This is a genomic window from Rhizobacter sp. (assembly GCF_031412075.1).
Lineage (GTDB): Bacteria > Pseudomonadota > Gammaproteobacteria > Burkholderiales > Burkholderiaceae_C > Rhizobacter.
On the sequence record NZ_JANOCG010000455.1, the window covers coordinates 1 to 8,447 of the forward strand.

9 protein-coding genes are annotated in these 8,447 nt (G+C 65.8%); 2 read left to right on the forward strand and 7 right to left on the reverse strand.

Annotated elements, in window-relative coordinates:
* A partial coding sequence (gene glnL, locus RMO40_RS17270; protein WP_309724101.1) for a nitrogen regulation protein NR(II) occupies positions 1–679 on the forward strand: 679 nt, incomplete at its 5' end.
* 40 nt (positions 680–719) lie between these two features.
* Positions 720–2,243 (forward strand): nitrogen regulation protein NR(I), encoded by a 1,524-nt coding sequence (gene ntrC, locus RMO40_RS17275; protein ID WP_309724103.1) that lies wholly within the window; start codon positions 720–722, stop codon positions 2,241–2,243.
* A 106-nt stretch (positions 2,244–2,349) separates the two neighbouring features.
* Here the strand turns inward: ntrC and xth are convergent, their stop codons facing one another.
* The 7 genes from xth to RMO40_RS17310 all read right to left on the reverse strand — a co-directional run.
* Positions 2,350–3,120: an exodeoxyribonuclease III gene (xth, locus tag RMO40_RS17280; RefSeq protein ID WP_309724104.1), complete on the reverse strand. Its 771-nt coding sequence runs from the start codon at positions 3,118–3,120 to the stop codon at positions 2,350–2,352.
* A gap of 4 nt (positions 3,121–3,124) precedes the next feature.
* Positions 3,125–3,472, reverse strand: a complete 348-nt coding sequence (locus tag RMO40_RS17285; RefSeq protein WP_309724105.1) for a hypothetical protein — start codon at positions 3,470–3,472, stop codon at positions 3,125–3,127.
* An 82-nt stretch (positions 3,473–3,554) separates the two neighbouring features.
* The gene (locus RMO40_RS17290; protein ID WP_309724107.1) at positions 3,555–4,709 is read right to left on the reverse strand and encodes an AI-2E family transporter; all 1,155 of its coding nucleotides are present in this window, start codon (positions 4,707–4,709) and stop codon (positions 3,555–3,557) included.
* A gap of 75 nt (positions 4,710–4,784) precedes the next feature.
* Positions 4,785–5,018 carry a CsbD family protein gene (locus RMO40_RS17295; protein WP_309724109.1) on the reverse strand — a complete coding sequence of 78 codons (234 nt, stop codon included), beginning with the start codon at positions 5,016–5,018 and terminating at the stop codon, positions 4,785–4,787.
* Positions 5,019–5,055: 37 nt separating this feature from the next.
* Complete coding sequence (locus RMO40_RS17300) at positions 5,056–5,370, reverse strand: BON domain-containing protein (RefSeq protein ID WP_309724110.1); 315 nt, start codon at positions 5,368–5,370, stop codon at positions 5,056–5,058.
* A gap of 94 nt (positions 5,371–5,464) precedes the next feature.
* On the reverse strand, positions 5,465–6,034 hold the full coding sequence (locus tag RMO40_RS17305; protein WP_489660183.1) for a ferritin-like domain-containing protein: 570 nt from the start codon (positions 6,032–6,034) through the stop codon (positions 5,465–5,467).
* A gap of 57 nt (positions 6,035–6,091) precedes the next feature.
* On the reverse strand, positions 6,092–8,447 hold a 2,356-nt coding region (locus RMO40_RS17310), incomplete at its 5' end, for a glycoside hydrolase family 94 protein (RefSeq protein WP_489660184.1).

Here is an 8,447-nt window from a genome sequence, read left to right on the forward strand (position 1 = left end):
GGCCAACAAGGAGCTGATCCGCAATCTGGCGCACGAGATCAAGAACCCGCTGGGAGGCATCCGCGGCGCGGCGCAGCTGCTCGAGATGGAAGTCGAGTCGCGGGCTTTGACCGAATACACCCAGGTCATCATCCAGGAGGCCGACCGCCTGCAGGCGCTGGTCGACCGCTTGCTGGCGCCCCACCGCAAGCCGCACGTGGTGAGCGACGTCAACATCCACGAGGTGTGTGAGCGGGTGCGCTCGCTGATCCTGGCCGAATTCCCGCGCGGCCTTGCGGTGCGGCGCGACTACGACATCTCCATTCCCGACTTTCGCGGCGACCGCGAGCAGCTGATCCAGGCCGTGCTCAACATCGCCCACAACGCGGCGCAGGCCCTGGCCGAGCGCATTCAGCAGGGCGACGCCAGCATCACGCTGCGCACACGCATCGCGCGCCAGGTCACGCTGGGCAAGCAGCGCTATCGACTGGCACTGGAATTGCATATTGAAGACAACGGCCCGGGCGTCCCCGAGTCGATCCGTGATCGCATTTTTTACCCGCTGGTATCGGGGCGCGATGGTGGGTCGGGCTTGGGGCTCACATTGGCGCAAACTTTCGTGCAGCAACACCAGGGCGTGATTGAATGCGTGAGTGAGCCGGGCCAGACACTCTTCAAGATCGTGATACCGCTGCCCTGAATCAAAAGTTCTCGTCAGCGGCCCCAACCACAGGCAGGGCATGAAACCCATCTGGATCGTTGACGACGACCAATCCATCCGATTTGTGTTGGAGAAGGCTCTGGCGCGCGAGGACTTGGCAGTCCGCAGCTTCACCAACCCACGCGACGTGCTGGCTGCGCTCGAAGATGACTTGCCGCAGGTGCTGGTCTCGGACATCCGCATGCCGGGTGGCTCGGGCATCGAGCTGCTGACCAAGGTCAAGGAGCGTGCTCCCGGCCTGCCGGTCATCATCATGACGGCCTACTCCGACCTCGACAGCGCCGTCAGCGCGTTCCAGGGCGGCGCGTTCGAATACCTGCCCAAGCCGTTCGACGTGCCCAAGGCGGTGGAGCTGATCCGCCGTGCGCTCGAAGAGAGCATGCGCGAGGAGGTGCGTGACGAGCGCATCGCGCAAATGCCCGAGATGCTCGGCCAGGCGCCGGCCATGCAAGACGTGTTTCGCGCCATCGGCCGCTTGAGTCAGAGCATCGTCACGGTGTTGATCACTGGCGAGTCGGGCTCGGGCAAGGAGCTGGTGGCCCACGCGCTGCACAAGCACAGCCCGCGTGCCAACGGGCCGTTCGTGGCGATCAACACCGCCGCCATCCCGAAAGACCTGCTCGAATCCGAACTTTTCGGCCATGAGCGCGGGGCGTTCACCGGCGCGCAGACCACCCGCCGTGGCCGCTTCGAGCAGGCGGACGGCGGCACGCTCTTCCTCGACGAAATCGGCGACATGCCCTTCGACTTGCAGACGCGTTTGTTGCGTGTGCTGAGCGATGGCCAGTTCTACCGCGTGGGTGGTCACAACCCGCTGCGCAGCAATGTGCGGGTGATTGCCGCGACCCATCAAAACCTCGAAGAACGCGTCAAGCTCGGCGCCTTCCGCGAAGACTTGTTCCACCGCCTCAACGTGATCCGCCTGCGCCTGCCCGCCTTGCGCGAGCGGCGAGAAGACGTGCCGTCACTCGCGCGCTTCTTCCTGCAAAAAAGCGCCAAGGAGCTGGGCGTCGAAGCCAAGCGCATCACCGATGCAGCCTTGTCGCGGCTGATGCAGTTCGACTTCCCGGGCAACGTGCGCCAGCTCGAAAACATCTGCCATTGGCTCACGGTGATGGCTCCCGCCCAGGTGATCGAGCCCAAGGATCTGCCACCCGAACTGCTGGGCGATGCACCTGCTGCGCGGGTTGCGGCAGCGCCGGCCGTTCCGGTGTCGATCGAGAGTGCCGAGTCGCTGCCCTCCATCCCCGCCGTACCAGCGGTGGCATGGGCCGCACCGATGCCGCTGACGCCCCAACCGGCAACCGAGATCGCGCTCGCGGTCAGCCCCAACTGGCTGTCGGACCTGGAGCGCGAGTCACGCGTCATGCTGCAAGCCGGCGTGCCCGAGGTGTGGGACACACTCACCCGCAAGTTCGAGGCGCAGCTGATTCACACCGCGCTTGAGATCACGCGTGGGCGTCGCATCGAAGCCGCTCAGAAGCTGGGCATCGGGCGCAACACCATCACGCGCAAGATTCAGGAACTCGGACTGGATGATTGAGGGCCCCCCAGTCGCTTCGCTCCTGCCCCCGAGGGGCGCCGCCTGGCGGCCCGGCAGAGCCGGCTCCGCGGGCGTTGCTTGATCTCAAGCGCGCTGCGCGGCTTGGTCAGCGCGCAGCGAGTTCAGCGATCACCGGAGCGTGATCGCTGGGCTTCTCTTTCTTGCGCATGGCGCGGTCGACCACACAGGCGGTGACCTGGGGCTTGAGTGCATCGCTCACCATGATGTGGTCGATGCGCAAGCCCTTGTTCTTCTGGAAGCCGAGCATGCGGTAGTCCCACCAGCTGTAGGTCTTGGGCGGCTGCTCGAACAGACGAAATGCGTCGTGCAGACCGAGCGCCTGCAGTTGCACGAAGTGCGAACGTTCTTCGGGTGATACCAGCACCTGCCCGACCCAGGCGGCAGGGTCGTGCACGTCACGGTCTTCAGGGGCGATGTTGAAGTCGCCGAGCAGCGCCAGGTGCGTGTGCACAGCAAGCTCGCTGGCCACGAAGGCGCGCAGCGCGTCGAGCCAGCGCATTTTGTAGGCAAACTTGTCGCTGCCCAGCGCCTGGCCGTTGACCACGTAGGCGCCGATCAGCCGAACGCCGTTGACGGTGCCGGTGATCACGCGCGCTTGCTCGTCATCGAAGCCGGGAATGTTTTTCACCACATCGCTCGCAACCGTTTTGCTCAGCAGCGCGACGCCGTTGTACGTCTTCTGGCCGAACCACTCGGCGTGGTACCCGGCGGCTTCGATCTCGGCGTGGGGAAACTTGTCGTCGGTGAGTTTGGTCTCTTGCAGGCACACCGCGTCGGGTTGTGTGGCGGCCAGCCATTCCAGCAGATGCGGCAACCGCACGGCGAGTGAGTTGACGTTCCAGGTGGCGAGTTTCAAGCGGCTAACCCTTGGGCAGTTCGTCTTGCAGCCCCTTCGAGAGCGCAGCGCCGGCATCGGCACTCATCTCGACCGGCAAAACCGCTCCGTTCTCGAACATGAGCTGCATGCGCACGTTGCCCTTGATCTCCGAAGGCAGGGCGGCCACGGCCAGCACATCCAGCGCGGGTGCAGGATCACCAGGGGACTGTTCGGTTTTGTCCAGGAGCGCAATGGCCACAGCCGGGGCCAGCTCTGTCGCGATCGCGATGTTGGTCGCGGAGCGTTTGGCGCGTTTGCTGGCCGGCGTCGCAGCCCGCTTGGATGCCGGCTTTGGCACTTTCTTGGGTGCCACTCGAGAGGTTTTGGTCATGGTCTGAACACTCGCGATAGGTGACAGCGAGGACTATAAGCGCGGATGGTGCCCACCATGGAAAACGGCTTTTGGATGCCGTTCACCCCTGCATCAAGGTGGCCAGCCGCACGCCGCCCTTGGTGTGCTCGGCCACCACCTTGAGCAGCACCACCAGGGCCGGCCCGAGGAACAGGCCCCACACCCCCCACAGCGCGCCCCAGAACACCAGGCCAATGAACACGGCGGCGGGGTTCATCTTGGCCGCCCGGCCTTGCAGCCAGGCCGCCACCACCGTGCCGATGAAGGTCGACATCACGACCAGGTAGGCGGCCATGCCGAACGCGGCTCCCAATGTTTCGTGGGCGAGGAAGGCTTCCGCCGCGCCCAGACCGGTGACGAGCGCCATGCCCAGGTAGGGAATGACGTGCAAGACCGCAGCGGCGATGCCCCAGCCCGCGGCATCGGGCAGGCCGGCAATCCGGAAGGCGATCCAGACCGCCAGGCCGATCAAGGTGTTGGTGAGCAGCAGCACACCGGCATAGAGGCGAATCTGGTGCGCGCTTTCCAGCAGGGCCGCCTGGGCGCGCGCGTAGGCGTCGGGGTGCTCGCCCCACAGGCCGAGAAAACGCTCGGTCAGCGGCCGCCCGCCGATCAGCACGAAAAAGGCGATGAAAAAGATGATGGCCAGGTTGCTGGCAAAGCCGATCAGCGCACCCGAGCCAGTGACCGCGGTTTCCCGCAAGGCCACGGTGGCGCCAGCGGTGATGTTGTTGTTCGGCGTGGCAGCCGAAGCCGCGGCGGCCGCCGCTGCCGCGGCGCGCCGGCTCGGGCGAAGCGGCTTGGACGACATCATGCGGTCGGCCGCTCGGTCGAGCTCTTGCAGCGCGTCGCGCGCGCGGCTGAGCAAAGAGTCGGCACCGGGGTCGCGCTCGGCGAGCTGTTGCGCGCCGGTGCTGATCATCTCGGGCACCCGTTCTGCCACACGGATGAGTTGGCCGCCAAAGGCCCACGCGCCAACGGCGAGGGTGCCCATCACCACCGTCAGCGTGATCATGGTCGCCGCCACGCGGCTGCGCAGCCAGTGCTCGAGCCACACCGACAGCGGTGTCACCAGCATCACGAGCATCAGGCCCGCGGTGAGCGGAATCAGAAAACGCTGGCCCCACCAGAGCGCGGCAATCACCGCCAGTGTGGCGATGAGCCGGGTGGACACGTTGGCAGGGCGTGCCGGTGCAGCTTTGTCGGGGGTGTCCATGGTCAGGCCGTTGGATGTGAAAAGGCCCCGCCATTCTCTGTTGAATGGCGGGGCCTCAAGGGGCGGGTTTTCAGGTCAGACGCGGGTTTTGTCTTTGCTGAACCACGCATCGGTGGCCGAGCGTTCCCAGGCTGCGATCTGATTTTCGGCTTCGTCCTTGGCCACGCCGTAGCGTTCCTGGATCTTGCCCGCGAGCTGGTCGCGGCGGCCGGCGACGACATCGATGTCGTCATCGGTCAGCTTGCCCCATTGCTCCTTGGCCTTGCCGGTCACTTGTTTCCAGTTGCCTTGAATGCGATCCCAATTCATATCTGGCTCCTTGTGTTAAGTGGGTTGAGTCAAACGATCACGGGCGAACCGCGATCTCGTTCTTCACGGCCTTCACGCCATTCACCTTCCAGGTCAGCGTTTCGGCGGTGGCCTTTTCGGTGCTGTTCTTGGCAAAGCCAGACAGCATCACGGTTCCGTTCAGCGTCTCGACGCTGATGCTGGTGCCGGCGACTTCCTTGTTTTCGAGCAGGCGTGCCTTCACCGCGGTGGTGATGGCCGTGTCGTCGATGTAGGCGCCCACGGTTTCTTGTTTGCGCGTGACGGCGCAGCCAGCGGTGGTCAGCAGGGCGATGGCGGTCGCGGCGGCGACGAGGGTGGTGCGAATGATCATGGTGTTGCTCCTAGCGGGTTGGAAAGAGTTTTATGAAACCGGGTGGTTCGATGCCCACCACCCGAGGGGCGGTCTGGTGTGTTGCGGGATACCGTCAGGCCAGCCAGTCGGCCAGCTCGTCGGCGTGCTCCTGCTCGTCGCTCAAGATGTCTTCGAGCAGGCGGCGGGTGGTGCTGTCCTTGTCGCCGATCAAGTTGATGATCTGGCTGTAGGCCTCGATCGCTACACGCTCGGCGATCAGGTTGGCGCGGATCATGGCCTTGAGGTCGGTCGAGTCGTCGTATTCGGCATGGCTGCGCTGGGTCAGCGAGTCGGGCGAGAAGTCGGGCTTGCCACCCAGCTGCACGATGCGTTGCGCCAGGCGGTCGGCGTGTGCGGCTTCTTCGCCGGCGTGCACCATGAACTCTTCTGCGATCTTGGGCGAAGACAGGCCCACGGCGGTGAAATGGTGGCGCTTGTAGCGCAACACGCACACCAGCTCGGTGGCCAGTGAGTCATTGAGCAGCTTGATGATGTCGGCTCGCCAGGGGCCGTAGCTCGGCGTCATCGCACCTTGGTCCAGGCTGCGGCGTGCGGCGTCGAGGGCCGCTTCGTCGAGCGCCATCGGCGCATGGTCGGCAATCGACAGTTGTTTCACCTTGATTTGTTCTTGGTTGGTGGCCATGGAGAGTTCCTGGATGACAGCGATTCGTTGAGTGCACTGTATGAATTCGCCCCCGTCTCAACCATCGGCGCCTAGCTCCTGCGTGTGTAGGACGACGCCGCACGGCACTGTGGGCAGCGCAATCACGAAGCAGGTGTCGGCCTCCAGCTCGCGCCATGCCACCAGCTCACCGGGGTGCAACAGGCGTGCGCCGGCCGGCGCGGTGGCGTTGAAGGTGGCACGGGTCAGGATGAAGCGCAGGGTCAGCCCGTTGCGCTTGAGCGTCAGCTCGGCCTCGGGCCAGTGCGAGGGCAGGCAGGGTTCGAAGCTCAATGCATAAGCCCCCTGGCGCAAGCCGAAGATCGAACCGATGGCCGCGCGGTGCAGCCACGCGGCCGCGCCGGTGTACCAGCTCCAGCCACCGCGCCCCACATACGGTGCATGGGTGTAGACGTCACCGGCCATCACATACGGCTCGATGCCATACGCCGGGCCGCGCGTCGGGTGACTCGATCGGTGCGCGGGGTTGAGGTAGGTGAAGTAGCGGTACACCAGGTCGCAAACTTCGGCCGAGTTGGTGTGTGTCGTGGTGAGTTCGGCCAGAGCCATCAGCGCCCACACGCCGGCGTGCGAATACTGGCCACCGTTTTCGCGCACCCCCGGCGGGAAGGCCTGGATGTAGCCGGCGCTCGGGCTGGCTTGCGCCAGGGGTGGGTGGAGCAGCTTGATCAAGCCGGCGTCGTGGTCGACCAAGTGCCGCTCGACTGCGGCCATGGCCATGCGTGGCAAAGCGGGCGGGATGCTTTTGGCGAGCACGCTCCAGGCTTGTGCGATCAGGTCGATGCGCCCTTCGGTGTTGACGTGTGAACCGAGTGGCGTGCCGTCGTCGAAGAAGGCGCGCTTGAACCACTGGCCGTCCCACGCCGGGCCATTGAGCGCGTGGCGCCAGCCCTGCGCGGCGTCTTCCCAGCGCTTGGCGCGCGGCTCGTCGCCGCGGCTGCGCGCGATCGGCGCGAAGTCATCGACCAGCTGGCACAAGAACCAGCCCAGCCACACCGACTCGCCCTGGCCTTCGTGGCCCACGCGGTTCATGCCGTCGTTCCAGTCGCCTGTGCCCATCAGGGGCAGGCCGTTGGCGCCCACCCGCAGGCTGTGGTCGATGGCGCGCGAGGCGTGTTCGTACACCGACGCGTCTTGTGTGCTGACGGTCGGCACGTAATACGCGTCTTCGGCGCCTTCGGGGATGGTGGCGCCTTCGAGAAACGGCACCCGCTCATCGAGCAGCGAGTGGTCGCCGGTGCTGTGCAGGTAGTGCGCGCAGGCATGCGGCAGCCACAGCAGGTCGTCCGAAAAATGCGTCCGCACACCGGCGCCGGTCGGGGCGTGCCACCAGTGCTGCACGTCGCCTTCGGCAAACTGGCGCGAGGCCGCCAGCACGATCTGCTCGCGCAGCATATGCGGTGCAGCCCAGGCCAGCGCCATCGAGTCTTGCAGCTGATCGCGGTAGCCGGTGGCGCCGCCCGCTTGATAGAAGCCGGCCTTGGCCCACAACCGGCAGGTCACGGTCTGATAGAGCAACCAGCGGTTGACCATCGCATCGAACAAGGGGTCGGGTGTTTTCACCGTGGTGGCGCCGAGCAGCGCGTCCCAGCGCTCGCGCACCTGCTCGATGCGGCGCACGGCAGGTGTGGCGGCGGCCAGGGTGGCGAGCTGGCGAGCGGCGTCGGGGTTGGCGGCGTAGCCGATCAGGAACACCCGCTCCACCGATTCGCCGGCGTCCAGCGTGATGCGGCTCGACAAGGCGGCGCATGGGTCGAGTCCCTGGCCCTGCTGTTTGCCGAAGTGGTCGGGCAGCACCAGCCGGCCTCGCGCGTCAAAACATTCGCGGCGGTCGCAGCTCCAGTCTTCGCCCTCGTCGTTTTTGTCGGTGTCGCTGGCCAGCCCCAGGAAAGCGGTGCCGTTCCCATAACCCGCCGAGTGGTCGAGCTGGGTGGCGAACAGGGCGGTGAGTTTCTGGTCGGGCAGGCGCTGGCGATAGAGCGCCGTGTTGACCGTGAGGCGGTCGGCGCGGCTGGCGCCCATCATCCATTCGGCGATGCCCACCGCGCGCAGCTGCAGTGTGCGGTGGCCGCGGTTGACGATGTGCAGGCGCACCTGCTTGACCGAGGTCTGCGCGTCGACACACCACGAGGCCGTCACGTCCACGTCACCACGCCGGTGGCGGATGACGCTGTAACCCTGGCCGTGCGAGACGCGGTAGCTCAAGCGCTCGTCGCCCCAGGCCGAGGGCGCCACGCTCCACACCTCGAGCGTCTTGCGGTCTTGCAGCAAGAACCACTCGGCCGGTGTGTCGCTCACCGGGTCGTTCGACCAGGTGGTGAGCTGGTTGAGCCGGCTGTTCACGGCCCAGGTGTAGCCACCGCCGGCTTCGGAA